The sequence below is a fragment of the Streptomyces krungchingensis genome, from assembly GCF_054729265.1.
On sequence record NZ_JBPUKY010000001.1, the window covers coordinates 4321746 to 4346585 of the forward strand.

The window sequence follows — 24840 nt, forward strand, 5'->3', positions numbered from 1 at the left end:
CGGATAATCGTGGCTCCTCGGAAGTTTCCTTCACGAGGGAAGGGGCGCACGTGCGCGACTCCAGCACGGGAAGCACCGCAACACCGAACGACCCGTACAGACCGTCGGAGCGGTCGGGACCGCCGAGACCCTCCAGGCGCACCGTTCTCGCCGCGACGGCGGGCGTCACCGGCGCCCTGGCCACCGGCACCACCGCGTCCGCCGCCCAGGCCGCCGGCACGACCGCCCCGGCGGGCCGGCACGACGACAGGCAACTCCGCGCCCTCATCTCCCGTATGACGCTGGAGGAGAAGGTCGGGCAGGTCTTCGTCTCGCGGGTCTACGGCCACTCGGCCACCGCGCCCGACCAGGCCGACATCGACGCCAACCTCAAGGAACTCGGCATCCGGACGGCCGCCGAGCTGATCGCCAAGTACCGCGTCGGCGGCATCATCTACTTCGCCTGGGCGCACAACACCCGTGATCCGCACCAGATCGCGGCGCTCTCCAACGGCCTCCAGAAGGCCTCGCTGGACCAGCCGGGCGGGCTGCCCCTCCTCGTGTCCACCGACCAGGAGCACGGGATAGTGGCACGCGTGGGCAAGCCCGCGACGCTGTTCCCGGGCGCGATGGCGCTGGGCGCGGGCGGATCGCGGTCCGACGCGCGCACGGTGGGCCGCATCGGCGGCGCCGAACTGCACGCCATCGGCATCCGCCAGGACTACTCCCCGGTCTCCGACGTGAACGTCAACCCGGCCAACCCGGTCATCGGCGTACGGTCCTTCGGCGCCGACCCGGACGCGGTGGCCGGCCTGGTGGCCGCCGAGGTGAAGGGCTACCAGAGCTCGGGCGTCGCGGCCACGGCCAAGCACTTCCCCGGCCACGGCGACACCGCGGTGGACAGCCACTTCGGCTTCCCGGTCATCACGCACAGCCGCGAGGTGTGGGAGACGCTGGACGCCGTGCCGTTCCGCGCGGCGATCCGGGCCGGCATCGACTCCATCATGACCGCGCACATCATGGTCCCGGCACTCGATCCGGCGGGCGATCCCGCCACGCTCTCGCACCCGATCCTCACCGGCATCCTGCGTGAGGAGCTCGGCTACGACGGGGTCGTGGTGACGGACGCGCTCGGCATGGAGGGCGTCCGGACGAAGTACGGCGACGACCGGGTGCCCGTCCTCGCGCTCAAGGCGGGCGTCGACCAGCTCCTCAACCCGCCCTCGATGGACGTGGCGTGGAACGCGGTCCTGAACGCCGTGCGCGGCGGGGAGCTGACGGAGGCGCGCCTCGACGAGTCGATCCTGCGCATCCTGCGCCTGAAGTCGAAGCTGGGCCTGCTGTCCGACCCGTACGTCAGCGACGCCGGTGTGGACCGCGTGGTGGGCATCCCGGCGCACCTGAAGGAGGCCGACCGGATCGCCGAGCGCACCACCACCCTGCTGGTCAACAAGGAGGGCCTGCTGCCGCTGTCGCGCCGGCGCACTCCGAAGGTGCTGGTCGTGGGAGCGGACCCGGCGTCTCCGTCCCTGTCGGACGGGCCGCCCACCACGGTCCTCGCGGGTGCCCTCACCGAACTGGGCTTCACGGCGACGGCCCTGTCCACCGGCACGGCGCCCTCGTCCGCGACGATCGCCAAGGCGGTCGCGGCGGCGAAGGACGCGGACGCGGTGGTCGTCGGCACGTACAACGTGACGGCGGCCGGCAGCCAGAAGACGCTCGTCGACCAGCTGGTCGCCACCGGCGTCCCGGTGATCGCCGTCGCGATCCGCAACCCGTACGACGTCGCCCAGCTCCCGGGCGTGGGTGCCTGTCTGGCCGCCTACTCCTGGACGGACGTCGAACTGCGCGCCGCCGCACGGGTGATCGCCGGGCGGGTGCGTCCGCGGGGCGAACTGCCGGTGCCGGTCCAGCGGGCGGACGATCCGACGAAGGAGCTCTATCCGATCGGTTACGGGTTGCGCTTCTAGGGCCACCCGGGTCGGACACCCGCTGTCGTACGCCCGGTCCATCCGTCGTACGACGGCTACGCCGCACCACCTGCGCCCCGCCCCCAACTGGCGCAAAGGCCCCCGCACGTCTGGCGTGTGCCCGCTGCCGCGGGTCACGCTGGACGGGGGTATCGGGGGGAAGCCATGCGAGCCAGCGGGTCGGGTCGGGGTTCCATCGGGGCGGTGTGCGCGCTGGTGCTGGCCCTGGCCGTGCTCTGCGGCTGCCAGCGCTGGACCAGCTCCGGCTCCGCGCAGGACACGCCCGGCACGGTCGCGGCGTCGAAGCGGCCGTCGGGCTACGGGGCGGAGTTCCTCGCCCGCGACGAGTGCAGCTCCTTCGGCACGACCAGCTTCACCGAGGTGCCGTGCTCCAGCGAACGGGCGGCGGCGCGGGTGATCGCCCGCTACGACGGCAAGGTGGCGGACGGGCCGTCCTGCCCCGCGACCACCGACTTCGTCCTGCACATCAGCGAGACGCGGCCCTCCTCCGACGAGGACGGCGACGGCGCGATCCCCCAGGGCTACGCCTGCATGCGCAAGCTCGAACCGCCGCACCCCGGCAACCCGGGCGGCGGCGGAGGTCCGCGCACCGTCGTCGGCGACTGCGTCTACGGCGCGGGAACCGGGCAGGTCCGCGAGACGGCCTGCGACGGCAAGGGCAAGAACCCGCCGGAGTACAAGGTCACGTCGGCGGTCACCACCCGGGCGAAGTGCCCGGCGTCCACGGAGCTGTACGTGCAGCTCGGCGGCGACAGGCCGGTGGGCTGCGCCCGCCCCGTGTAGCGGACGGACACAGCCCACGCGGCGGGGGTCACGGACGCAGGGCGGGCTCCCGCTCCACGTCACGCCGGTCCAGCTTCGCGTCGAACGCGGCCAGCGGCTTCGCGGCCGACGGGTCCGACCGGACCGTGCTGGGGGCCACGCCCGCCCATTCCAGGATGCGCGCGGTCGCGAGCGCCTTCTCGTCGGCCGCGAGACCGGCGACGTTGGCACCGTGGTTCAGGCCCGGTGCCGTGAAGACGTAGGAGTCGCGCGCGCCCGAACCGAGGCGGAAGCGCTCGGCTCCCCACGGGTCGTTCTGGCCGTAGACGAACAGCATGTGGTGGGCGTTGTGGCGGACCCAGCTGTCCACGTCACGCATCGCCGACGGCTGGAACTTCATCGGGATGGACCGCGGCACGAAGTTGCGCGGCGGCTGGTAGCCGTACCGGAGGTACTTCTTCTCGATGTGCGGGAAGTGGATCGTGGGCGCGCCGAGCTGGGTGCCCGCCTGGTAGTAGTACGGGGTGTACGGCTCCAGGCCCTGGTCGGTGTAGAACGAGAAGCCGGAGATCGTGTCGACGGAGTTCCAGATGTCGTCGTCGCCGGCGTGCGCGGCGTCCGCGGGGATCGCGTCGCAGTCGGACAGCAGGCTGTACTGCCAGAAGCCCCACACGTAGTCGAGCACGACCGCCTCGTACGCCCGGTCGAGGCTGCCGACGGTGGTGAACGTGTAGCCGTTGTCGGCGGCGTAGGCCGCGTACTTCTTCTCCAGCGGCTCCCGGCGCACCAGCGCCTCGCGCTGCACGGCGTTCAGCCTGTCCCGGCACTCCTTGGTGCCCACACCCGCGAAGAAGCGGTCGTAGGCGGCGTCCTCCTGGTTGACGACGTCGTTGGGTGCGACGTACGCGACGACGCCGTCCATGTCGCGCGGGTAGAACCGCTCGTAGTACGTGGCGGTCATACCGCCCTTGGAGCCGCCCGTGGAGATCCACTTCTTGCCGTAGATCGGCTTCAGCGCCTGGAAGATGCGGTGCTGGTCGCTGGCCGCCTGCCAGATGTCGAGCTTGGACCAGTCGGCCGGGGCGGGACGGGACGGGGTGAAGAAGCGGTACTCCATGGAGACCTGGTTGCCGTCCACGATCTGGGTCGGCTCACGGCGGCTGGGCGTGGTGGAGACGTTGTAGCCGCCGGTGTAGAAGACCGTCGGGCGCGCGGTGTCCTTGTGCAGCACGGTGATCCGCTGCTGGAACGTGCCCTTGGACGGGTGCCGGTGGTCCACCGGCTGGGTGTAGTTGAGGACGAAGTACCGGTAGCCGGTGTAGGGCTTCTCCTCGATGAGGCTCATGCCCGGTATCGCGAGCAGCCGGTCCTTGATGTCCTCGCTGGTCGTGCCGCTGGTGCCGGTGGCCTCCGGCTGGGCGGCGGTGGCCGCCCCGGCCGTACTCAGCGTGCCTATGAGCACTGTGAGCGCCAGCAGCCATCTGAGCGCCTTGCGCATGCACCCTCCCCTGGGATTACGCAGATGTCCGCCGGAACCTAGCGGAGCAACTCCCGTGACACCAGGGGTGCTTGCGTGAATGCGTCAGCGACTCAGCACAGAATCCAGCCCGAGTTCACCGAACCGGAGCCCACCGAGCCCTTGACCTGGACGCAGCGGTGGCCTGCGTGCACGGTCACCGGGCCGGCGTGGTGGGCGAAGTGGCCGGAGTCGACCACGGGCCGGTTGCCGCGCGCCTGCACGCTGACGGACATCGTCCGGCGGCCGCCCTGCGTCTTGGGGAAGGTGACGGCGCAGACGTAGCCGCCGCGCTTGTAGACCTGTACCGAACCGGTCGAGAAGGGCAGGGTGCGGACCTTGCGTCCGGCGCAGTAGGAGGTGGCGGCCTGCGCGCTGCCGGGGCTCGCCAGGGCGAACAGACCGGAGGCGGTCAGCACGGCCGTACCGATCGCCAGCCGTCGGCGTATCGCACCACTGTCCACTGTCGTCCCTCCCGCAGCAATCAGCGTACTGGTGTACGGACGCACGACGTACGGCGGATGGTTGCGTTCGCCCATGAGAGGTTTTTTCCGAGTTTGGGGCAACCGTGCCCGTTTACCCGAGGTCCAACTGGTCGGAAAACGAAAGGCGGTAATCCATGACCGGCATGAAGCCCTCTCGTACCACCACGCGCGTCCTCGTCGCGGCGGCCCTCCTCGCCACGGCCGGCGCCTCCGTGCCCGCAGTCGCCAGTTCCACCGCTCCGCCACCGGCGCGCACCGGCAGCAACGGACCCGCCTACGACCGGGTGGCCGACTTCTACGGCGCCTACATCGACGCGGTGACCGACTCCGGATCCGGCCGCCTCGACAGCCAGTTGCGCGGCTTCTACCTGACCTCGGGCCTCCGTGCGCGCCTGGCCGGCTGGGAGAACCGCGAACACGCGGACGGCGTCCTGCGCGCCCAGGACGTGCCGCGTGCATGGAAGGTCACGGCCGGGGACAGCGGCATGGGCCACACCTGGTCGACGGTCCGCCTGACCTGGGGGTCCGCCCAGCACCCGACCTACACCTATCTGACGGTGCAGTCCGACCTCGCCACGAAGAAGATCTCCGACATCAAGCCCAGGTCCTGACGCGGGGCACCGGACGGCCCCCGGCACCCGCCGCCGGGGGCGTCAGGCGGTGGATCCCACGGGTTCCTCCGGCTCCGGCGCCCCCACGAACGTCCGCCACAGCTCGGCGTAGCGGCCGTCCTGCCGCAGCAGTTCGTCGTGCGTGCCGTCCTCGACGACCCGGCCGTGGTCCATCACGACGACCCGGTCCGCGCGGGCGGCGGTCGTCAGCCGGTGGGCGACGACCAGGGTGGTACGGCGCCCGGCGAGCCGGTCGGTCGCCTGGTTGACGAGGGCCTCCGTCGCCAGGTCCAGCGCGGCGGTGGCCTCGTCGAGCAGCAGGACGTCCGGATCCACCAGCTCGGCACGGGCCAGCGCGATGAGCTGGCGCTGCCCGGCGGACAGGTTGCGGCCGCGTTCGGCGACCTCGTGCAGATAGCCGCCCTCCAGGGTGGCGATCATGTCGTGCGCGCCCACCGCACGGGCGGCGGCCTCCACCTCGGCGTCGGCGGCGTCCGGGCGGCCGTACGCGATGGCGTCGCGGACCGTGCCCTGGAAGAGGTACGCCTCCTGCGGGACCACGCCGAGCCGGTGGCGGTACGCGGTGATGTCGAGGGCCCGCAGGTCGGTGCCGTCGACGGTGACCTGCCCGCCCGTCGGGTCGTAGAACCGGGCGACCAGCTTCACCAGCGTCGACTTGCCGGCGCCGGTCTCGCCGACGAAGGCGACGGTCTGCCCGGCGGGTATGCGCAGCGACACCGCGCTGAGGGCCTCCTCCGCGTCCTGGCCGTCGGCGGCGTTGTAGGCGAAGTCGACGTCCTGGAAGGCGATCTCGCCGCGCAGCGAGCGCACCTCCATCGGCGCGTCGGCGGCCTTCGTGGACGTCGGCTCCCGCAGCAGCTCCTGGATGCGGCCGAGCGAGACGGTGGCCTGCTGGTAGCCGTCGAAGACCTGGGAGAGCTGCTGGACGGGCGCGAAGAACAGGTCGATGTAGAGGAGATAGGCGACCAGGGCGCCGGTCGTCAGTGTGCCCGCGTCCACCCGGTGGGCGCCCACGATCAGCACGGCCGCCGCCGCGACCGACGACAGCAGCTGCACGAACGGGAAGTACACGGATATCAGCCGCTGCCCGCGGATCCGCGCCTGGCGGTAGCTGTCGCTGCGCTCGGCGAACCGCCGCCCGCCGGAGCCCTCGCGCCGGAAGGCCTGGAGGATCAGCAGTCCGGACACCGACTCCTGGAGGTCGGCGTTGACCACCGACACGCGCTCGCGGGCGAGTTCGTACGCCTTCACGCTCGCCCGGCGGAAGAAGAACGTGGCGACGATCAGCGGCGGCAGCGTCACGAAGACGACCAGCGCCAGCTGCACGTCGATCACCAGCAGCACGCCCATGATGCCGAAGAAGGTGACGACCGAGACGAACGCGGTGACCAGGCCCGTCTGGAGGAACGTCGACAGGGCGTCGACGTCGGTCGTCATGCGGGTCATGATCCGGCCCGTCAGCTCCCGCTCGTAGTAGTCGAGTCCGAGACGCTGGAGCTGCGCGAAGATCTTCAGGCGCAGCGTGTACAGGACGCGCTCGCCGGTCCGTCCCGTCATCCGGGTCTCGCCGATCTGGGCCGCCCACTGGACGAGCACGGTGACCAGTCCGAGGCCGGCCGCCGCCCACACCGCGCCGAGGGCCATGCGGGTGACGCCCTCGTCGATGCCGTGCCGGATCAGTACGGGCAGCAGCAGGCCCATGCCCGCGTCGACGGCGACGAGCCCGAGGCTCACCAGGAGGGGCGTCCCGAAGCCGCGCAGCAGCCGCCGCAGGCCGTAGGAGTCCTCGGGGGTGACGGCGCGGGCCTCGTCGACGTGCGGGGTGTCCACGGCGGGCGGCAGGGCCTCCACCTGGGCGAGCAGCCCGGGGGTGGCGGGCATGCCGGTGAGCGCGTCGTCCTTGGGCTCACGGTCGCCGGTCCACAGGTGCGGGGTGACGCCCCGCTCGGCGTCGAACTCGGCGTCCAGCTCTTCCCGTACCGAGGTGTCCTCCGCCGGGACGGACGGCTGTTCGTGGCCGGGCGAGACCCCGCCGAGCTCGTCCGGGTCGGTGAGCAGCCGCCGGTACAGCGCGGAACGGTCCTGGAGCTCCTCGTGGGTGCCGATGTCGGCGAGGCGCCCGGCGTCGAGCACGGCGATGCGGTCGGCGAGGTTGAGGGTGGAGCGCCGGTGGGCGATCAGCAGGGTCGTACGGCCCTCCATGACCTGCTTGAGCGCCTCGTGGATCTCGTGCTCGACACGGGCGTCGACGGCGGACGTGGCGTCGTCGAGGACCAGCAGGCGGGGGTCGGTCAGGATGGCGCGGGCCAGCGCGACCCGCTGGCGCTGGCCGCCGGAGAGCGTGAGGCCGTGCTCGCCCACCTTCGTGTCGTAGCCCTCGGGCAGCTCGGCTATGAACCGGTCGGCCTGGGCGGCACGCGCGGCCGTCTCGATCTCGTCCTGGGTGGCCTCGGGGCGGCCGTACGCGATGTTGGCGCGCACGGTGTCGGAGAAGAGGAAGGAGTCCTCGGGGACGAGCCCGATCGCGGCGCGCAGCGACTCGGTCGTCAGCTCGCGGACGTCGTGCCCGCCGACGAGGACGGCGCCGTGCGTCACGTCGTAGAAGCGGGGCATGAGCAGCGACACCGTCGACTTGCCCGACCCCGAGGAGCCGACGACGGCGAGGGTCTCGCCCGGCCGGATCTCGAAGCTGAGCCCGTCGAGGACCGGCCGCCCCTTCTCGTAGCCGAAGGACACGTCGTCGAACTCGACGCTCGCGGGCGCGTCGGCGGGCAGCGTCTTGGTGCCCTCCTGGATGGACGGCCGGGTGTCGATCAGTTCCAGCACGCGCTCGGCACCGGCGCGGGCCTGCTGTCCGACGGTGAGCACGACGGCGAGCATCCGCACGGGTCCGACGAGCTGGGCGAGGTAGGAGGAGAACGCGACGAAGGTGCCGAGGGTGATCTGTCCGCGCACGGCGAGCCAGCCGCCCAGCGCGAGCATCGCGACCTGGCCGAGGGCCGGGACGGCCTGGAGCGCGGGGGTGTACTTGGAGTTCAGGCGTATCGTGCGCAGGCGCCCGGCGAAGAGCCGGCGCCCGACCTCGCGGAGCTTCCCGGTCTCCTGTTCCTCCTGTCCGAAGCCCTTCACCACGCGTACGCCGGTGACGGCGCCGTCGACGACACCCGCGACGGCGGCGGCCTGCGCCTGCGCGTACCAGGTGGCGGGGTGCAGACGGGAGCGGCTGCGCTTGGCGATGAACCAGAGGGCCGGGGCGACGGCGAGCGCGACCAGGGTCAGCGGCAGGGACAGCCAGGCCATGATCACGAGAGACATCACGAACAGCAGCAGGTTCCCGATGGTCATCGGGAGCATGAAGAGCAGGCCCTGGATCAGCTGGAGGTCGCTGGTGGCCCGCCCGACGACCTGGCCGGTGGACAGTTCGTCCTGACGCCGCCCGTCGAGCCGGGTGATCGTCTCGTACATCTCGGTCCGCAGGTCGTGCTGGACGTCGAGGGCGAGGCGTCCGCCGTAGAAACGGCGGACGTAGGTGAGGCCGTAGACGAGGACGGCGGCGCCGATGAGCGCGCCGGCCCAGGGAGCCATGCCGCGGGTGTGGTCACCGACGACGTCGTCGATGATCACCTTGGTGATCAGCGGGACCAGCGCCAGGACCGCCATGCCCGCGAGCGAGGAGCCGAGCGCGAGCAGGACGTCCTTCGGGTAGCGCCACGCGTACCCGGCGAGTCGCCGTGCCCATCCCCGCTGCGTCTCCACGCCGATGCCTTCCGTCCGTCCTGATCTGCCGGAAGGGCCAACGCCGAAACAACCGGATTTCATCCCTCCGCAACAATTCCCGTACGGAACGACGGCGGAATCACGCTCGGTGACGAGGGTCCGGCCGATGTGGACGGTGCCGCGGCCGTCGTCGCCTGCCGAAGAGACGGCCGGAGGGGGCGGACGGAGGGGGCGGACGGAGGGGGCGGCCGGGCGGACTCGGCCACGGTCCGTGACCGTGGGGCGCCTCGGTGTCGCCGGGGGGGTGGACCGGGCCGTTCATCGCGCGGGACGACGCGGAAGATCCACCCGGCCGGGTGCTGCCCGGCCGGGTCCCGGAGCCGGATGCCCGCGCTCCGAGACCCGTAGGACGGGTCAGCCGTTGGACGGCACCGCCGGGAACGCCTCCTGGGGCGTGCTGGTCGGCACGTACCGCTGGACGGTGGCGCTGCTCGTGGACGTCGTCGGGACCAGGTCCCTGTGGATGACCTTGGCGACGTTCTGGATGGTGGTGACGCCGTAGTTCATGGTGCTGTTGCCGTGGGTGAGCACCGTGATCATGTAGTCGTGGCCGCCGCCGTTGAAGGTGCCGACGCTGTGCACGCGCCAGCCGTGCGTGGACCGCGACAGCCAGCCGTTCTTGACGTGCACGGCGACGGACGAGGGCGCCCCGGCCGGTGTGCCCCAGCGCTGGGAGGAGATGACCTGGCCCATGAGCTTGAGGATGTACGCCCGGGAGTTGTCGCTCAGCACCGTGTTCTTGGCGGTGACGAGCTTGAGCAGCTTCTGCTCGTCCGTCACGGTGATCTGGGTCAGGCCCCAATAACCGCCGGTGCCCGGCTTGGTCTGGGTCATGGCCGCCGCCGTGAGGAAGCCCTTGATCTTCGTCATGCCGAGCTGGTTCCACAGGCTCGTGGTCGCGTTGTTGTCCGACTTGGTGATCATGGCCTTGGCGAGGTCGGCCTCGCGCTGCGTGAGGTAGCGGTTGTGCTTCTTGGCGTCCCACAGCAGCGTGGCGAGGACGGTCACCTTGACGACGCTGGCGGAGTCGTAGGCCGTGCTCGAACGCAGCGAGCACGTCGTCTTCGTGGTCCGGTCGTAGAGACCGACGGCGACGGTGCCCGAACGGCCCGCGAGCGCGGCGGTGATGTCCCTCTGCAGTTTGGCGGCCAGGCCCGCCTTGGCCGATGTGCAGCTGACCTGAGGCGTCGCGGCGGCGGCGGGCGCGGCGGATGCCACGAACGGCACGACCACCGCGGCACCGAGGCTCGCTGCGAGCACACGGGCACCCCGGGATATCCGGTGAGTCATGGAGGCTTCCCATCCCCTTGAACCGATACGAGGGCGCCTGAGGCGCGCTCGCCTCTGTTGACTCACACACCCGGCCGAAAGTTGTACGGGCGTTCCCCGCGGGGTGGTCCGTGTCCGGCGCCCCGGCCGCGCCACCCGGCCGGGCCCCGAACCACCTCGCCGGGCGGGTCTCCCGTCGCGCTCCAGGGCGAGGCCGCCGGCGCCTCGAAGGGCGTACACAGCAGGCGACTTGCGGGTTTCCGACACACAACGGTCACCTCGCCTTCACCACCTTGTGCACATGTCCATGTCACGCTCCGGTTGCCCGCTCAATCAACCCGCGTAGATCGGACGGCCCCCACATGCCCGTGACGCACATGCACCGCTGGAAGACGCCGGCACTGGCCGTTTCGGCCCTGCTCGTCGGCCTCACGCTGCCCGCGGCGACCGCCGGACCGGCGAGCGCGACGACGACCTCGTACGACAGCACGTACTACAAGAACGCCGTCGGCAAGACGGGTGCGAGCCTCAAGTCCTCGCTGCACACCATCATCAGCAGCCAGAGCAAGATCTCGTACGCGGCGGTCTGGGACGCGCTGAAGGTCACCGACCAGGACCCCAACAACAGCAACAACGTGATCCTGCTCTACAGCGGCGTCTCGCGCGCCAAGTCCCTCAACGGCGGCGACACGGGCGACTGGAACCGCGAGCACGTGTGGGCCAAGTCGCACGGCGACTTCGGCGAGGTGACCGGACCCGGCACCGACCTGCACCACCTGCGCCCCGCGGACGTCCAGGTCAACAGCATCCGCGGCAACAAGGACTTCGACAACGGCGGCAGCACGGTCAGCGGCGGGGGCGGCAGCCTCACCGACTCCGACTCCTTCGAGCCGCGCGACGCGGACAAGGGCGACGTGGCCCGCATGATCCTCTACATGGCGGTCCGCTACGACGGGGGCGACGGCTTCGCCGACCTGGAGCCCAACGAGAAGGTCAGCAACGGCAGCAACCCGTACATCGGCAAGCTGTCCGTCCTCAAGCAGTGGAACGACGAGGACCCGCCGAGCGCCTTCGAGGAGAAGCGCAACCAGGTCATCTACGACACCTACCAGCACAACCGCAACCCGTTCATCGACCACCCGGAGTGGGTCGAGGCGATCTGGTAGACGCACGACGGCGGTGAACTCCCCCGCAGAGGGGGGAGTTCACCGCCGTACGGTGTCCGGCGCGGCCGGTCAGCCCAGGTGGGTCGGCGCGAACATCCGCAGGACCGCGGGGAGCAGCACCACCGAGGGGCCGGGCGTGGCCAGCGCCTTCGCCAGGTCCTCCTCCAGGGTCTCGGGGCTCGTGCGCACGCCCGGCACCCCGAAGGACTCGGCCAGGGCCACGTAGTCCGGGCGGGACAGTTCCGTCGCGGTCGGCCGGCCGAAGGCGTCCGTCATGTACTCGCGGAGGATGCCGTACCCGCCGTCGTCGACGATGAGCCAGGTGACGTTCAGGTCGTGCTGCCGGGCCGCGGCGAGCTCGGCGATCGAGTAGAGGGCGCCGCCGTCGCCGGAGACCGCGAGCACCGGGCGGGTGGGGTCGGCCACCGCCGCGCCGAGGGCCGCCGGGAAGCCGTAGCCGAGGCCGCCCGCGCCCTGGGCGGAGTGCATGGTGTTCGCACCGCGCGCGTCGAACGCCGACCACGCCCAGTACGCCAGGATCGTCATGTCCCAGAACGACGGGGAGTCGTCCGGCAGGGCCCGGCGGACCGACGCCAGCACCTGCTGCTCCAGGGTGAGTTCCTGGGAGCCGATGCGCTCGGCGACCTTGTCGAGGACCGTGCGCACCCGCTCGGCGGCCGTCGGGTCGGTGCGCTCCGCGACCGTCTCCAGCAGCGCCTGGAGGGCGAGGCGGGCGTCGGCGTGGACACCGAGCGCGGGGTGGTTGGACTCCAGCTTGCCGAGGTCCGCCTCGATCTGGATCACCCGGCCGCGGGGCTTGAACGTGTGGTAGTTCGAGGAGAGTTCGCCGAGGCCGGAGCCCACGACCAGGAGGACGTCCGCGTCCTCCAGGAAGTCGGTGGTGTGGCGGTCCTCCAGCCAGGACTGGAGGGAGAGGGGGTGCTCCCAGGGGAAGGCGCCCTTGCCGCCGAAGGTCGTGACGACGGGGGCCTGGAGCCGCTCCGCCAGCTGGAGCAGCTTGCCCGCGGCGTCCGCGCGGACCACTCCCCCGCCCGCGATGATCGCCGGGCGGGCCGCCTTCGACAGCAGGTCGGCGGCCACCGCGGTCAGTTCGGGGCGCGGCGCCAGGTCCTCGGGGCTCGCGTCCACGGCGGTCACGACCGGCAGGTCCGTCCCGGCGAGGAGCACGTCCTGCGGGATCTCCACCCAGACCGGCCCGTGCGGAGCGGTCAGCGCCGACTTCCAGGCCGCCGCGATCGCCGACGGGATCTGCGACTGCGTACGGACCGTGTGGACCGACTTCACGATGCCCCGGAACGACGCCTGCTGGTCGGGGAGTTCGTGCAGATAGCCGTGGCGTCCGCCGCCGAGACCCGCGGTGGGGATCTGGCTGCTGATCGCGAGGACGGGGGCGGAGGCCGCCGCCGCCTCCTGGAGCGCGGCCAGGGAGGTCAGCGCCCCCGGGCCGGTCGACAGCAGCAGCGGCGCGGCCTCGCCGGTGATCCGGCCGTAGGCGTCGGCCGCGAACCCCGCGTTGTTCTCGACGCGCAGGCCGACGTACCGCAGCGAGGAACGGCTCAGCGCGTCGAACATGCCCAGCGCGTGCTGGCCGGGCAGCCCGAAGACGGTGGTCGCCCCGAGACCCGTGAGGGTCTCCACGACCAGGTCTCCGCCGTTGCGGCCGGCGGGCGGGTTCAGCGCGGCCTCCGTCTGTGCCGCCGTCGGACGGAGTACCAGGTCGTGGTCGTGAGTCACTTGTTCCGGGCCTTCGCGATCTGGCGGGACATGATGGTGGTCAGCTCGTACGCCGTGTGGGACGCGGCCACGGCGGTGATCTCCGCGTGGTCGTAGGCCGGCGCGACCTCCACGACGTCGGCGGAGACCAGGTTGCAGGAGGACAGTCCGCGCAGGATCTCCAGCAGCTCGCGGGAGGTCATGCCGCCCGCCTCCGGGGTGCCGGTGCCCGGGGCGTGGGCCGGGTCGAGGCAGTCGATGTCGATGGAGATGTACAGCGGACGGTCGCCGATGCGCTGGCGGAGCTGGTCGGCGACCTCGTCCGCGCCGCGGCGGTAGATGTCGGCCGAGGTGACGATGCCGAAGCCCATCTTCTCGTCGTCGGTGAGGTCCTGCTTGCCGTACAGCGGGCCGCGGGTACCGACGTGGGAGAGCGCCTCGGTGTCGAGGATGCCCTCCTCGACGGCCCGGCGGAACGGGGTGCCGTGCGTGTACTCGGCGCCGAAGTACGTGTCCCAGGTGTCGAGGTGCGCGTCGAAGTGCAGCAGCGCGACCGGGCCGTGCTTCTTGGCGACCGAGCGCAGCAGCGGCAGCGCGATGGTGTGGTCGCCGCCCAGGGTCATCATGCGGGCGCCGGTGCCGAGGATCTCGTCCGCGGCGGCCTCGACGGTCTCCACGGCCTCGTTGATGTTGAACGGGTTCGCCGCGATGTCACCGGCGTCGGCGACCTGCGCGAGGGCGAACGGGGAGGCGTCCTGCGCGGGGTTGTAGGGGCGCAGCAGCCGGGACGCCTCGCGGATCGCGTTGCCGCCGAAGCGGGCGCCCGGCCGGTACGAGACGCCGGAGTCGAACGGCACGCCGACCACGGCGACGTCGGCGGTGCCGACCTCGTCGAGGCGCGGCAGCCGGGCGAAGGTCGCGGGGCCCGCGTACCGCGGGATGCGGGACGAGTCGACGGGACCGCGGGGCGTCTCGTTGCTGCTCATGGTGAAGTGCCTTTCCTCTTACGCGTCATCGCGTATTTACAGCTATGCGCAGCCCTGTACATGTATGCACGGCTATGTACTTCTTTGTACGACTGCGAGGACTCTACTGGTGAGCCGGGACCGGCTCGGACTGGGGTTCGGTGCCCCGGCCGGCCAGGCGCTCCCGCCAGGCGGCGAGGACGGCGGCCTCGGTCGGCCTGGTGGCCAGGGAGACCACCACGTAGGCGACGAGCGAGGACAGCAGGCCGTAGTAGACGGGCTCGTTGGCGAGGATGCCGTAGCCCGCCATCAGGCCGATGACCGCGAGGCCGCCGACGGCGACGGCGGCCAGCGCGCCGGCCGCGGTACCGCGCTTCCACAGCAGGCCGCCGAGGATCGGCACGAGCAGGCCGCCGACGAGCAGGTTGTAGGCGACGGTCAGCGCCTCGACGACGTTGTTGAGCGCGATGGCCGTACAGATCACCGCGACACCCATGACGAGGATGAAGACGCGGTTGCCCTTGACCTCGTCGTGCTCCTCGCCGTCCCGCCGCACGACACCGCGCAGCCGCGACCAGATGTCGTTGTTGGCGACGGTGGCGCAGGCGATGAGGGCGCCGGAGGAGGTGGACATGACGGCCGCGAGCGCGGCGGCCAGCACCAGTCCGCGCACACCGACGGGGAGTTCGTCCTTGACGATGGTCGCGAAGGCCGTGTCGGCGCTGGGCAGCTTGGGGTACATCACCTTGGCGGCGGTGCCGATGACGGCGCCGGCGAGGGCGTAGACCAGGCAGTAGGTGCCCGCGACGGTGCCGCCCCACTTGGCCGTCCTGTCGCTGCGCGCGGTGAACACGCGCTGCCAGATGTCCTGCCCGATCAGCATGCCGAAGGTGTAGATGAGCACGTAGGTGAAGATCGTCTCGCCGCCGATGCCCAGCGGGTCGAAGTACTCGGTGGGCAGCTTGGCCTTCATCTCGCTGAAGCCGCCGGCCTTGACCACCGCGATGGGCAGCAGGAGCAGCAGCACACCGATCGTCTTCACCACGAACTGCACCATGTCGGTGAGGGTGATCGACCACATGCCGCCGAGCGTCGAGTACGCCACGACGATGGAGCCGCCGATCACGATGGCGAGCGTGCGGTTCATGTCGAACAGGACGTCGAAGATCGTGGCGTACGCGATGGTCGAGGTGACCGCGAGCATGAGGGTGTACGCCCACATGACGACGCCGGAGATCACGCCGGCCCGGCCGCCGTAGCGCAGGTCGAGCATCTCGGAGACGGTGTAGACCTTCAGCCGGGCGATGCGCGCCGAGAAGAAGACCGACAGGGCGAGCAGGCCGAGCCCGATGGTGAACACCATCCAGGCGCCGGAGAGCCCGTACTGGTAGCCGAGGCCGACGCCGCCGATGGTGGACGCGCCGCCGAGGACGATGGCGGCCATGGTGCCGGAGTACATGGCCGGACCCAGCCGTCGTCCCGCCACGAGGAACTCGCTCTTGGACTTGGCGCGGCGCATGCCCCACCAGCCCATGGCAAGCATGCCGGCCAGGTAGACGACGATCACTGTGTAGTCGACGGCCATGCTGGGCCCTCCTTCGCGCACTCTCGGTGGCGTGTCGTGCAGATGGTTGGGGGACGCGGCCGGGAGCAACGCCCCGGCCGGGAGACCGACAGCGGATCGCGGGGACATACGCCCGTACCCGCGGCTGCCGACGGCACTGACCCTAGGTGGCCGAAAAGCGACTCTGAAGTGTACGTTTCATCCACTGTTCCTGAACCGGATGGAGGGAACGTCCACCATGCCGGACCCATCTGCCCCTTTCGCACCTCCCACCCCACCCACCACACCGGTGCCGCTGAGTGCGCTGACGGCCCGGGAGGACCTCGGCCTGCGCCAGATCGCCGGACCGGTGGACGAGGGCACGGTGATCCACTGGGCGCACACGTCGGAGATGGCGGACCCCTATCCGTACCTGCTCGGCGGCGAGCTGCTGCTGACCGCCGGGGTGCACGTCCCGCAGGCGGCGGGCCCGGACGGGGGTCCTCCCCGGCCGGGCGGGGCCGGCGGCCTGGAGGAGTACTTCGACGCCTACGTCTCCCGGATCGTGGCGGCGGGCGGGGCGGCACTGGGGTTCGGGCTGGCCCCGGTGCACGACACCGTGCCGCGCGCCCTGGTCGCCGCCTGCGACACCCACGGGCTTCCCCTGCTGGAGGTCCCGCCGCAGACCACCTTCTCCGGGGTGGCGCGCGCCGTCTGGCAGCTGATGGCCCAGGCCCGCATGGCGGAGCTGCGGCGCACCACGGAGGCCCAGCAGAGCCTCGCCGCCGCCGCGGCGCGGCCGGACCCGGTGCCCGCCGTGCTGCGGCAGCTCGCCCGGCGCGTGAGCGGCTGGGCCGTGCTGTACGGACCGGACGGCGCGGTACTGGCCACGGCGGGCCGGGCGGCCCCGGCCGCCGAGTCCCCCGCCGCCAGGGCGCTCGCGGAGCTCGCCGGCGTCGTGCGGCCCGAAGAGGCCAAGGGCCCCGGCCCCACCTCCGCCGCCGACACCGCGGGCGGTCTCCACCTGTCCGCCTACGCCCTCGGCGCCGGGCGGGGCTTCGTGCTCGGCGTCGGCGCACCGCACCGGGAGCCGGGGGACCACACCATCGCCTCCGTGGCGGCCGTGCTGCTCTCCCTGCTCACCGGGGAGCACCAGAGCGGCAGCGGCGCGGCGCGCACGGCGGCGCTCGTCCGCATGCTGCTGGGGGCCGCGCCGCAGGACGTGGCCCCGCTCCTCGGCGACGACCGCTGGGTCGTCGTGCACGCGCGGCCCGCCGCCGACGGCCCCGCGCCGGACGCCGTCGCCGCGTCCGCGCTCGGGGCGGCGCTGGGCTCCGCGCTGGTCGACGCCGGCGGTGACGTCGTCCGCGTCCTCGTCCCCGGCGGCCGCGTGCCCGCCGAGCAGGCGGGCTGGACGTGCGGGGTCAGCGCACCCGTCACCCCGCAGGAGTGGCCGACCGCCGACACCCAGGCCGCCCGCGCCCTGGCCCGCGCCCGCGCGACGCGCACCGCGCTGGTCCGGCACGGCGAGCGTCCGGTGCTGGCCGACCTCGTCCCTCCCGCGGACGCCGAGGCCCACGCCCGCACCCTGCTCGCCCCCGTCGCCGGCACCCCCGCGCTCACCGAGACTCTCCGCACCTGGCTCTCCCTGCACGGCAGTTGGGACCGCACGGCGGTGGCCCTGTCGGTGCACCGCAACACGGTGCGCCAACGCATCGCCCGGTGTGCCGCGTTGCTGGGGGCGGACCTCGACGATCCGGATGTGCGGATGGAGTTGTGGTTCGCCCTGCGGCAGGACTGACGTCTTCGGGCGCATCGTCCCGGCGCGTCGGCAAGGCCGCAGGTCCGCGGGCCGGCACGGGCACACGAGTGCCCCTCGGCCGTCGAGTGACCCGTGTCCCAGCCGTCGGGACGGCCGCCCCCGGGACCGGGCGCACCGGCACAATGGGAGGCATGCCGATACCCGGGACCCCCAGCCGCGCCGAGCTCGTCGACCACCTCGTACAGACCCGCATCGCGGGTGACGTCGCCACGCCCCGCGAGAACAACCTCTCCCACTACCGCAAGCTCGCGAACGGCGACCGGAACTTCTGGCTCGGCCTGGAGCTCGGCGACCGCTGGACCGACGAGCAGGACGTCCTCGCGGTGATGGCGGAGCGCTGCGGGGTGAGCGACGACCCGGAGTACCGGTACGGACAGGACACCATCGACCCGGAACTGACGGTGGACGCGCTGGAGCGGGCCGCGGCCCGGTTGCGCAAGGCGGCCGACGGCGAGCAGCGGGTGCTGTTCGCGACCGGGCACCCGGGTGGTCTGCTCGACGTGCACCGCGCGACCGCCGCGGCCCTGCGTGCCGCCGGCTGCGAGATCGTCGTCATCCCGGACGGTCTGCAGACCGACGAGGGTTATGTCTTCCAGTTCGCGGACGTCGCCGTCCTGGAGCACGGCGCCACCCTCTGGCACACCCACTCCGGCGAGCCGATGCGGGCGATCCTCACCGGTCTGGAGCGCGAGGGCCGTCCGCTGCCCGACCTGGTCGTCGCGGACCACGGGTGGGCGGGCTGCGCCGGCCAACTCGGCCTGGACTCCATCGGGTACGCCGACTGCAACGACCCCGCGCTGTTCCTCGCGGAGGCCGAAGGGACCCTCCAGGTGACGATCCCCCTGGACGACCACGTCAAGAGCCCTCGGTACTACGACCCCATGACGGCCTATCTGCTGGCCGAGGCGGGCCTGGCGTAGCCCGGTCCACGGCCTCTGGGCCGTGGACCGGCGCGATGTGCGACTCCGCTGACGGAGTCGCACATCGTCCTGTGCGGTGCGGTCGGATCAGTGTCCGCCGCCGCCGCCACCGCCGCCGTGGCCGCCGCCACCGCCGCCGCCGTGACCACCGCCACCGCCGCCGTGACCACCGCCGCCACCGCCGCCGTGACCGCCGCCGCCGTAGCCGCCGCCACCGTGGTCGCCGCCGTAGCCGCCGCCACCGTGGTCGCCGCCGTAGCCGCCACCGCCGTGGTCGCCGCCGTAGCCGCCACCGCCGTGGTCGCCGCCGTAGCCGCCGTAATCGTCGTCGTCGTCGTAGCCGCCGTAGCCGCCGTAGCCGTAATCGTCGTCGTCGTCGTTCCAGGAACTGCTGTAGCTGGAGTTGTGGTTCGAGCTCGCCGATGCGGTGCCCGCCGTGCCGATCGCGGCACCACCGGCCATCAGCAGACCGGCAGCCGACATCACGAAGACGCGCCTGGCGCGTTGTGATCGCATGGGAAATTACCTCTCCATCGTCTCTCGCGGCTCCCAGAGGGACCGACGCGAGGTGGATGGCCGCCGCCGCAGAAGAAGGAAGAAGGTGCGGCGCGGTCTATGGGCTTACCGCGGCGTTCTGAGGAGCACGGCCCTGCCGCCGACGTCTCCAGAGCCCCCTGCGCCAGGTTGCGCGGGTGACCGCTGTGACCGGGTTCCCGCGGTGACGGAACCTCGTCGGACGGTATGCCGTGCGTCGCGGCATTTCACCCATAGAGCCTAATCCCGCAGTCGCCACACGTCATCTCGAGAGCAACTCAGGCATCATGCACCCCGGCTGACCCGCCCTTGCCGGGGCCCGGCGTCGGGTCGAGGTACACCCGGCTCACCACGGGAAACGCCGCCCGCAGACGCTCTTCGGCCCGCTCGCAGGCCCATTCGACCTGGGCGGCGGTCGACACGTCACGGAAGTCGACCTTGGCCGCGACCAGCGCGTCCCGCGGCCCCTGCACCAGAGTCGTCAGCTCCAGTACGGCCTCCACGTGCTCGACGGCCAGCAGTTCGGCCCTGATCCGCTCCCGCACCGGCCGGGGCAGGGCGCGGCCGATGAGCAACTCCGCGTTGGAGCGGCCGAGAACCCAGGCCACGTACAGCAGCAGGAGGCCGATGCACAGCGACGCGACGCCGTCCCAGACGCCCGAGCCGGTCAGCTGGCCGCCCAGCAGGCCGCCCGCGGCGAGCAGCAGACCCACCAGCGCGGCCGAGTCCTCCATGACGACGGCCTTCACCGCGGTGTCGGGGGTGCGCCTGAGGTACCGCCGGAACGGCGCGCCGTGGCGCTCGGCCTCGCCCCGCGCCTGCCGCACGCCCGTCCGCAGGGAGAAGCCCTCCAGGACGAAGGCGATGCCGAGCACGATGTAGGAGACGAGCGGGTCGCCGAGTTCCTCGCCCGCGACCAGGGTGTGGATGCCGTCGTACAGGGAGAACACGGCACCGCCCACGAAGGTGGCGACGGCGGCGAGCAGCGCCCAGATGTAGCGCTCCGGGCCGTACCCCAGCGGATGGTCCTCGTCGGCCGGCTTCTCGCTGCGCTTCAGCGCCGTCAGCAGCAGCCCCTCGGTGATGGTGTCGGCGACGGAGTGCGCGGCCTCCGACAGCATCGCGCTGGAACCGCTGATGATGCCGGCGACCGCCTTGGCGAGCGCGATGCCGAGATTGGCGACGGCGGCGACGATCACCGTGAAGGTGCTCTCGCCGCCGCCGTCGCTCCGCTGTGCCCCAGCCTCTTCAGCCATGCCTCAGTCTGACCGAGGGATGCGGACCACGCCCTCCTGGATCACTGAGATCGCCAGTCGGCCGTCCTGGGTGTAGATACGGGCCTGGCCCAGGCCCCGGCCGCCCGACGCGGACGGGGACTCCTGGTCGTACAGCAGCCATTCGTCGGCGCGGAACGGGCGGTGGAACCACATCGCGTGGTCCAGGGAGGCCCCGACGACGTCTCCGACCGCCCAGCCGCCGCGCCCGTGCGCGAGCAGGATGGAGTCGAGGAGCGTCATGTCGGAGACGTAGGTGGCGAGGACGACGTGCAGCAGCGGTTCGTCGATGGCCCCGTCGAGCTTGCCGTTGGTGCGGAACCACACCTGGGAGCGCGGCTCGCGGATCTGCCCGACGGTGCCGTACGGCGGTGCGTCGACGTAGCGCAGGTCGACGGACTCGCGCGCCTCCAGCAGGCGCTCCGCGATGACCGGGTCGGCGAACACGTCCGCGTACCGCGGCAGCAGTTCGGCGCCCGTCGGCAGCGTCTCCGGGTCGGGTGCGGACGGCATCGGGGCCTGGTGCTCCATGCCCTCCTCGTACGTCTGGAACGACGCGGAGAGGTGGAAGATCGGCTGGCCGTGCTGGACGGCCACGACCCGCCGGGTGGTGAAGGAGCGGCCGTCGCGGATGCGGTCCACCGAGTACACGATGGGCGCGCCGGGGTCCCCCGCACGCAGGAAGTACGCGTGCAGGGAGTGCGCGTGCCGGTCCTCGGGGACCGTGCGCCCGGCGGCGACCAGTGCCTGCGCCGCCACCTGTCCCCCGAAGACCCGGGGGACGACGGCGGAGCGGGACTGGCCGCGGAAGATGTCCTGCTCGATCCGCTCCAGGTCGAGCAGATCGAGCAGGGACTGAAGTGCCTGACTCATGTCGTCAGTTGTATCGTGAACTTTTTTCGCGGACCTTACAGACCCATGTCCTTGGCGATGATCGTCTTCATGATCTCGCTGGTGCCGCCGTAGATGCGGTTGACGCGGTTGTCCGCGTACAGGCGGGCGATCGGGTACTCGTTCATGAAGCCGTAGCCGCCGTGCAGCTGGAGGCAGCGGTCGATGACGCGGTGCGCGACCTCGGTGCAGAACAGCTTGGCGCTGGCGGCCTCGGCCGGGGTCAGCTCGCCCGCGTCGAGGGCCTCCAGGGCGCGGTCGGCGACGGCCTCGGCGGCGTCCACCTCGGCCTGGCAGGCGGCCAGCTCGAACTTGGTGTTCTGGAAGGACGCGACGGTCTTGCCGAAGACGGTGCGGTCCTGGACGTACTCCTTGGCGAACCGGACGGCCGCCTTGGCCTGCGCGTACGCGCCGAAGGCGATGCCCCAGCGCTCGGACGCCAGGTTGTGGCCGAGGTAGTAGAAGCCCTTGTTCTCCTCGCCGAGGAGGTCCTCGACCGGCACCTTGACGTCGACGAACGCGAGCTCGGCGGTGTCGGAGGTCTTCAGGCCGAGCTTGTCGAGCTTGCGGCCCACGGAGTAGCCCTCGGCCTTGGTGTCCACGGCGAAGAGGGATATGCCGAAGCGGCGGTCCTCGGCGGTGGGCGCGGAGGTACGGGCGCAGACGATCACACGGTCGGCGTGGACGCCGCCGGTGATGAAGGTCTTGGCGCCGTTGAGGACGTAGTGCGTGCCGTCCTCGGAGAGCTTGGCGGTGGTCTTCATGCCCGCGAGGTCGGAGCCGGTGCCCGGCTCGGTCATCGCGAGGGCCCACATCTCCTCGCCGGTGACGAACTTCGGCAGGAAGCGCTTCTTCTGCTCGTCGGTGGCGAGCATCTTGATGTACGGCAGGCCGAGCAGCACGTGCACGCCGGAGCCGCCGAACTGGACACCGGCGCGGGCGGTCTCCTCGTACATCACGGCTTCGAACTTGTACGAGTCGATGCCGGCGCCGCCGAACTCCTCGTCGACGCGGATGCCGAAGACGCCGAGCTCCGCGAGCTTGTAGTAGAAGTCGCGCGGCGCCTGGCCCGCGGCGAACCACTCGTCGTAGACGGGAACGACCTCGGCCTCGATGAAGGCCCGCAGGGTCTCCCGGAACGCCTCGTGATCCTCGTTGAACACCGTACGGCGCACTGCCGCCACCTCCACCGGATGCATGTCTAAGCGCTTGCTCAGATTTCAGGTTACCGGTGGGTCGCAAGCGCCGTCCAGAGTCACCCCTCCGAGACGCTCGTCACGCCCCGGCCGCCGCGAAGGCGCCGCGGGCCATGCGGTGCAGCAGCTCCGCGGTCCCCGCGCGGCCCGGCAGGGCACCCGGCCGGCCCAGGTGCGGCGTGGAGTTCAGCAGCCCGAAGACCGAGTGCACGGCCGACCGCGCACTGGGCTCCGACAGCGCCGGATACACCTCGCGGACCACCTCCACCCACAGCTCGACGTACTGCCGCTGGAGCTGCCGCACGAGCTTGCGGTCACTGTCCCGGAGGCGGTCCAGCTCCCGGTCGTGCAGGGTGATCAAGGGACGGTCGTCGAGCGCGAAGTCGATGTGCCCCTCGATGAGCGAGTCGAGGACCGCCTCGGCATCCCCGTCCGCCTCCGCCACACGGCGCTTGCCGCCCGTGAGCAGCTGACCGCTGATGCCCACCAGCAGCTCGGCGAGCATCGCGTCCTTGCCGGGGAAGTGACGGTAGAGACCGGGGCCGCTGATGCCGACGGCCGCTCCTATCTCGTCCACGCCGACGCCGTGGAAGCCCCGCTCGGCGAAGAGCCGGGCGGCCTCCTTGAGGATCTGCTCGCGGCGGGTGGGGGCGTCGGTTCTGGTGGCCATGAAACCAATTCTAGACAGGGAGGTTAGCGGTCGTTAACCTGAAGGAAATGCGTTAACGCTCATTAACTGGTCGACCACTGGTGAGGGGACCGCAGGATGCACGAGGCACCGGAGCTGACGAGCGCGGCCGATCCCGCGTCGGAGGCCTGGCGGGCCAATGAGGAGGCGCACCGCGCGCTGGGCGAGGAGCTGCGCGGGAAGCTGGCCGCGGCCCGGCTGGGCGGCGGCGAGCGGGCCCGCGAGCGGCACACCGCGCGCGGAAAGCTGCTCCCGCGCGACCGCGTGGACACCCTCCTCGACCCCGGGTCGCCCTTCCTCGAACTGGCCCCGCTGGCCGCCGACGGGCTGTACGACGGACAGGCGCCGGCCGCGGGCGTGATCGCCGGGATCGGCAGGGTCAGCGGACGCGAGTGCGTGATCGTCGCCAACGACGCGACCGTCAAGGGCGGCACGTACTACCCGATGACGGTGAAGAAGCACCTGCGCGCCCAGGAGGTGGCCCTCGAGAACCGCCTGCCGTGCATCTACCTCGTGGACTCCGGAGGCGCCTTCCTGCCCATGCAGGACGAGGTCTTCCCCGACCGCGAGCACTTCGGGCGGATCTTCTACAACCAGGCCCGGATGTCCGGCGCCGGGATCCCGCAGATCGCGGCCGTCCTCGGCTCCTGCACGGCGGGCGGCGCCTACGTGCCCGCGATGAGCGACGAAGCCGTGATCGTGCGCAATCAGGGCACGATCTTCCTCGGCGGGCCTCCCCTGGTGAAGGCCGCCACCGGCGAGGTCGTCACCGCCGAGGAGCTGGGCGGCGGCGAGGTCCACTCGCGCGTGTCGGGCGTCACCGACCACCTGGCGGAGGACGACGCCCACGCCCTGCGCATCGTCCGGAACATCGCGGCGACCCTGCCGGCGCGCGGCCCGATGCCCTGGTCCGTGGAGCCCTCGGCCGAGCCCAAGGTCGACCCGTACGGGCTGTACGGCGCGGTGCCGGTCGACTCCCGCACCCCGTACGACGTGCGCGAGGTCATCGCGCGCGTGGTCGACGGCTCGCGCTTCGCCGAGTTCAAGGCGGAGTTCGGGCAGACCCTGGTCACCGGCTTCGCCCGGATCCACGGACACCCGGTCGGCATCGTCGCGAACAACGGCATCCTGTTCTCCGAGTCCGCCCAGAAGGGCGCCCACTTCATCGAGCTGTGCGACCAGCGCGGCATCCCCCTGGTGTTCCTGCAGAACATCTCCGGGTTCATGGTGGGCCGCCAGTACGAGGCGGGGGGCATCGCCAAGCACGGCGCCAAGATGGTGACGGCGGTGGCCTGCACCCGCGTCCCGAAGCTCACCGTCGTGATCGGCGGCTCGTACGGCGCGGGCAACTACTCGATGTGCGGCCGGGCCTACTCGCCGCGCTTCCTGTGGATGTGGCCCAACGCCAAGATCTCCGTGATGGGCGGCGAGCAGGCCGCTTCGGTCCTCGCGACCGTCAAGCGCGACCAGCTGGAGGGGCGCGGCGAGTCCTGGCCCGTCGAGGACGAGGAGTCCTTCAAGGCCCCGATCCGCGCCCAGTACGAGCACCAGGGGAACGCCTACTACGCGACGGCCCGGCTCTGGGACGACGGCGTGATCGACCCGACGGAGACCCGGCAGGTGCTGGGACTCGCCTTGACCGCCTGCGCCAACGCGCCCCTGGGTGACCCCCAGTTCGGCGTATTCCGGATGTGAG

General features: G+C 71.6%; 19 protein-coding genes. 7 read left to right on the forward strand and 12 right to left on the reverse strand.

Going from position 1 to position 24840, the window contains the following annotated elements:
- The first annotated feature begins 50 nt into the window (after positions 1-50).
- Positions 51-1949 carry a glycoside hydrolase family 3 protein gene (locus tag ACSYGO_RS19070; RefSeq protein ID WP_426681095.1) on the forward strand — a complete coding sequence of 633 codons (1899 nt, stop codon included), beginning with the start codon at positions 51-53 and terminating at the stop codon, positions 1947-1949.
- Positions 1950-2114: 165 nt separating this feature from the next.
- Positions 2115-2753 carry a hypothetical protein gene (locus ACSYGO_RS19075; protein ID WP_460387128.1) on the forward strand — a complete coding sequence of 213 codons (639 nt, stop codon included), beginning with the start codon at positions 2115-2117 and terminating at the stop codon, positions 2751-2753.
- Positions 2754-2781: 28 nt separating this feature from the next.
- Here ACSYGO_RS19075 and ACSYGO_RS19080 read toward each other — a convergent pair whose 3' ends face one another.
- Both ACSYGO_RS19080 and ACSYGO_RS19085 read right to left on the reverse strand, forming a co-directional pair.
- Positions 2782-4230 carry a S28 family serine protease gene (locus tag ACSYGO_RS19080; protein WP_426681093.1) on the reverse strand — a complete coding sequence of 483 codons (1449 nt, stop codon included), beginning with the start codon at positions 4228-4230 and terminating at the stop codon, positions 2782-2784.
- A 92-nt stretch (positions 4231-4322) separates the two neighbouring features.
- Positions 4323-4712, reverse strand: coding sequence for a hypothetical protein (locus ACSYGO_RS19085; protein WP_426681218.1), 390 nt, complete (start codon positions 4710-4712; stop codon positions 4323-4325).
- A gap of 155 nt (positions 4713-4867) precedes the next feature.
- Between ACSYGO_RS19085 and ACSYGO_RS19090 the strand changes: the two genes are divergently transcribed.
- Positions 4868-5344: a hypothetical protein gene (locus ACSYGO_RS19090; RefSeq protein ID WP_426681092.1), complete on the forward strand. Its 477-nt coding sequence runs from the start codon at positions 4868-4870 to the stop codon at positions 5342-5344.
- 42 nt (positions 5345-5386) lie between these two features.
- Here ACSYGO_RS19090 and ACSYGO_RS19095 read toward each other — a convergent pair whose 3' ends face one another.
- Together ACSYGO_RS19095 and ACSYGO_RS19100 are read right to left on the reverse strand one after the other, a co-directional pair.
- The gene (locus ACSYGO_RS19095) at positions 5387-9121 is read right to left on the reverse strand and encodes an ABC transporter ATP-binding protein (RefSeq protein WP_426681091.1); all 3735 of its coding nucleotides are present in this window, start codon (positions 9119-9121) and stop codon (positions 5387-5389) included.
- A gap of 375 nt (positions 9122-9496) precedes the next feature.
- Positions 9497-10432 (reverse strand): serine hydrolase, encoded by a 936-nt coding sequence (locus ACSYGO_RS19100; protein ID WP_345641234.1) that lies wholly within the window; start codon positions 10430-10432, stop codon positions 9497-9499.
- A gap of 341 nt (positions 10433-10773) precedes the next feature.
- On the opposite strand from ACSYGO_RS19100, the gene ACSYGO_RS19105 reads away from it, so the two are divergent.
- The gene (locus tag ACSYGO_RS19105; RefSeq protein WP_432172109.1) at positions 10774-11577 is read left to right on the forward strand and encodes an endonuclease I family protein; all 804 of its coding nucleotides are present in this window, start codon (positions 10774-10776) and stop codon (positions 11575-11577) included.
- Positions 11578-11646: 69 nt separating this feature from the next.
- On the opposite strand, the gene ACSYGO_RS19110 is transcribed toward ACSYGO_RS19105, so the two are convergent.
- From ACSYGO_RS19110 to ACSYGO_RS19120, 3 genes are all read right to left on the reverse strand, one after another.
- Positions 11647-13332, reverse strand: coding sequence for a thiamine pyrophosphate-binding protein (locus ACSYGO_RS19110; protein WP_426681089.1), 1686 nt, complete (start codon positions 13330-13332; stop codon positions 11647-11649).
- Positions 13329-14297 (reverse strand): agmatinase, encoded by a 969-nt coding sequence (gene speB, locus ACSYGO_RS19115; RefSeq protein WP_460387129.1) that lies wholly within the window; start codon positions 14295-14297, stop codon positions 13329-13331. Before speB ends, ACSYGO_RS19110 begins: the two co-directional genes overlap by 4 nt.
- 103 nt (positions 14298-14400) lie before the next feature.
- On the reverse strand, positions 14401-15861 hold the full coding sequence (locus ACSYGO_RS19120) for a sodium:solute symporter family protein (protein ID WP_432172110.1): 1461 nt from the start codon (positions 15859-15861) through the stop codon (positions 14401-14403).
- Between the two features lie 217 nt (positions 15862-16078).
- Between ACSYGO_RS19120 and ACSYGO_RS19125 the strand changes: the two genes are divergently transcribed.
- Together ACSYGO_RS19125 and ACSYGO_RS19130 are read left to right on the forward strand one after the other, a co-directional pair.
- On the forward strand, positions 16079-17620 hold the full coding sequence (locus ACSYGO_RS19125; RefSeq protein WP_460387130.1) for a PucR family transcriptional regulator: 1542 nt from the start codon (positions 16079-16081) through the stop codon (positions 17618-17620).
- 152 nt (positions 17621-17772) lie between these two features.
- Positions 17773-18561, forward strand: a complete 789-nt coding sequence (locus ACSYGO_RS19130) for a phosphatase (protein ID WP_426681086.1) — start codon at positions 17773-17775, stop codon at positions 18559-18561.
- A gap of 87 nt (positions 18562-18648) precedes the next feature.
- Here the strand turns inward: ACSYGO_RS19130 and ACSYGO_RS19135 are convergent, their stop codons facing one another.
- From ACSYGO_RS19135 to ACSYGO_RS19155, 5 genes are all read right to left on the reverse strand, one after another.
- On the reverse strand, positions 18649-19077 hold the full coding sequence (locus ACSYGO_RS19135; protein WP_460387131.1) for a hypothetical protein: 429 nt from the start codon (positions 19075-19077) through the stop codon (positions 18649-18651).
- A gap of 296 nt (positions 19078-19373) precedes the next feature.
- Positions 19374-20351 (reverse strand): cation diffusion facilitator family transporter, encoded by a 978-nt coding sequence (locus ACSYGO_RS19140; RefSeq protein WP_460387132.1) that lies wholly within the window; start codon positions 20349-20351, stop codon positions 19374-19376.
- 3 nt (positions 20352-20354) lie between these two features.
- Positions 20355-21242, reverse strand: a complete 888-nt coding sequence (locus ACSYGO_RS19145) for an acyl-CoA thioesterase (protein WP_426681083.1) — start codon at positions 21240-21242, stop codon at positions 20355-20357.
- Positions 21243-21277: 35 nt separating this feature from the next.
- On the reverse strand, positions 21278-22435 hold the full coding sequence (locus ACSYGO_RS19150; protein WP_426681082.1) for an acyl-CoA dehydrogenase family protein: 1158 nt from the start codon (positions 22433-22435) through the stop codon (positions 21278-21280).
- Between the two features lie 100 nt (positions 22436-22535).
- The gene (locus tag ACSYGO_RS19155) at positions 22536-23126 is read right to left on the reverse strand and encodes an SACE_7040 family transcriptional regulator (protein WP_028803522.1); all 591 of its coding nucleotides are present in this window, start codon (positions 23124-23126) and stop codon (positions 22536-22538) included.
- A 96-nt stretch (positions 23127-23222) separates the two neighbouring features.
- Between ACSYGO_RS19155 and ACSYGO_RS19160 the strand changes: the two genes are divergently transcribed.
- Complete coding sequence (locus ACSYGO_RS19160) at positions 23223-24839, forward strand: carboxyl transferase domain-containing protein (protein ID WP_426681081.1); 1617 nt, start codon at positions 23223-23225, stop codon at positions 24837-24839.
- The last annotated feature ends 1 nt before the right edge of the window (position 24840 follow it).